General features: G+C 52.0%; 3 protein-coding genes and 1 pseudogene. All 4 read right to left on the reverse strand.

What is annotated here, in order from left to right; all coding sequences use genetic code 11:
• Positions 1-193, reverse strand: a pseudogene (locus VIN66_RS03255) (DUF4442 domain-containing protein); the annotation flags it as partial.
• 195 nt (positions 194-388) lie between these two features.
• On the reverse strand, positions 389-1,273 hold the full coding sequence (gene cysM / locus VIN66_RS03260) for a cysteine synthase CysM (protein ID WP_331922651.1): 885 nt from the start codon (positions 1,271-1,273) through the stop codon (positions 389-391).
• Between the two features lie 14 nt (positions 1,274-1,287).
• On the reverse strand, positions 1,288-1,563 hold the full coding sequence (locus VIN66_RS03265; protein ID WP_331922652.1) for a DUF3297 family protein: 276 nt from the start codon (positions 1,561-1,563) through the stop codon (positions 1,288-1,290).
• A gap of 131 nt (positions 1,564-1,694) precedes the next feature.
• A partial coding sequence (locus VIN66_RS03270; RefSeq protein ID WP_331922653.1) for an RNA methyltransferase occupies positions 1,695-2,124 on the reverse strand: 430 nt, incomplete at its 5' end.

Genomic DNA, 2,124 nt, shown 5'->3' on the forward strand with positions numbered 1-2,124 from the left:
GCGCCTTTTTCCGGTTTTTCAGCCTTAGCACTGAACGCGGGCCTTTTAGCTCCAGCACTTCTACCCCGGCAGTACCGGCAAATTTAATTACCCGGCCAAACACCGTGCTTAAGGCAAAGGCATGTAAAAAAGTAGGTAATTGATAACACTTGCTGACAATACGCTGCAGTTTATTCGGTTTGGCTTGGTTCATTGTGGTCTGACCTGTTGATTGTTTAGCGCACTATGCCAAGGTAGAAAGTGAAATGCAAGTTGCCAATTCTGTGTCAGAACCCACGACGGTTTGTTCACGCTAACACGCCGTAAATACGTCCCTGTAGGCTCGATTCGGCCATCCAGGCCTGCAACGGTTAGCTTAGAACAATCCGCCGCTGGCTAGCGAAACTAGTTAGAAGATGCCGGAAGACAGATAGCGGTCACCCCGGTCACAAATAATCGCCACGATTACAGCGTTATCGTGCTGCTCGGCTAATTTAATGGCAGCATGCACGGCGCCGCCGGAGCTGACACCGGCGAAAATGCCTTCTTCACGTGCCAGTTTACGCATCGCATTTAGCGCATCACCCTGGCTGATATCGATAATGCTATCTACCCGGCTTTTGTCGAAAAAGCCTGGTAAATAGGCTTCTGGCCAGCGGCGGATGCCCGGAATGCTGGCGCCTTCAGCCGGTTGCAGGCCTATTATCTGAATAGCGCTGTTTTGCTCTTTCAGAAAACGCGATACACCCATAATGGTGCCGGTAGTGCCCATGCTGGAGACGAAGTGGGTAATTTTATGCTGGCTTTGCTGCCAGATTTCAGGCCCGGTGCTGGCGTAATGTGCTGCCGGGTTATCCGGGTTATTAAACTGGTCCAGCACTATGCCTTTGCCTTGCGCCTGCATTTGCAATGCTAAGTCACGCGCGCCTTCCATGCCTTGCTCTCTGGTGACCAGAATCAGCTCAGCGCCATAAGCGCGCATGCTGCTTTTGCGCTCGTCGGTGGCGTTGTCGGGCATGATAAGCGTCATCTTATAGCCTTTGATCGCGGCGGCCATCGCCAGCGCAATACCGGTATTACCGCTGGTGGCTTCGATAATACGATCGCCGGCCTTTATGGTGCCGCGATTTTCGGCCTGAACTATCATATTCAGTGCTGGCCGGTCTTTTACCGAACCTGCCGGGTTATCACCTTCGAGCTTCAGTAGCACTGTGCTGTTGGTGTGTGCCGCAAGCCGTTGTAGCTTTACCAGCCGTGTTCCGCCAACAGCGTGTTCAATAGTGGTAAAGCTCATAGGTGTCGCCTCTGTTAGCGGTAAAACGCTTCTACCGTGCCTTTTACCGTCATTAATAACGGTTGGCCACGGCGGTCCAGCGCCTTAGCGGCAGCGACTTTTACCCAGCCTTCGCTGATACAGTATTCTTCTACGTCAAAGCGCTCTTTACCGTTTAAGCGGATGCCGACATCGTGTTTAAACACTTCGGCGTTATAGTGCTTGCTGCGTGGATTAACGCATAGACGATCCGGTAAATCCGGTTTTGTCGTTGTATCGTTAGTCGCGTCAGTTGTATTAGTGTCGTTCATCGCTTTAACCCGTGATTACAGAAAGTGCGTCATTGTAGGCAAAGCTGACAGGGGGCTCAAGTGCAAGTAGCAGAAGCCCTTATAACAAGCTGCCTAAACGGATGCCGGCAATGCTGATGTAACGTACGTTGTCATTGCGGCTGGCTTAAGCGCTGCAGATTGTCGCAAATTACGGCTGCGGCAATACCGACATTCAGTGACTCGGCCGCGCCAAAGGCGGGTATGGTAATTTTATGGCTGATAATATGTTCCAGCTCTTTGCTGATGCCGTTGGCTTCATTGCCCAGCACAATAAAGCCGCCATTTTGTGTCAGCGTCAGGCTGTGCACCGATTCCCCGCCAAGGTAAGCACCATAGACCGGCAGTGTGCTGGTTGCCAGCAGTGCCGGCAGCGGTTGGTAATGCAACTGCACCCTTAAGAAGGAGCCTTTGGCGGCGGCTATCACCTTGGGGTTATAGCAGTCGGCAGTGTCGGGCGAGCAAATAATATGTTTGATACCGTACCAGTCGGCAATGCGGATAATTGTGCCGAGGTTACCAGGATCATTTACCTGATCAAGC

Source organism: Rheinheimera sp. (assembly GCF_036568245.1).
Lineage (GTDB): Bacteria > Pseudomonadota > Gammaproteobacteria > Enterobacterales > Alteromonadaceae > Alishewanella.

What these genes read in the sequence shown, in the direction of transcription:
- cysM (WP_331922651.1), bottom strand. Translation starts at nt 1,273, where the DNA reads ATGAGCTTTACCACTATTGAACACGCTGTTGGCGGAACACGGCTGGTA.
- VIN66_RS03265 (WP_331922652.1), bottom strand. Translation starts at nt 1,563, where the DNA reads ATGAACGACACTAATACAACTGACGCGACTAACGATACAACGACAAAA.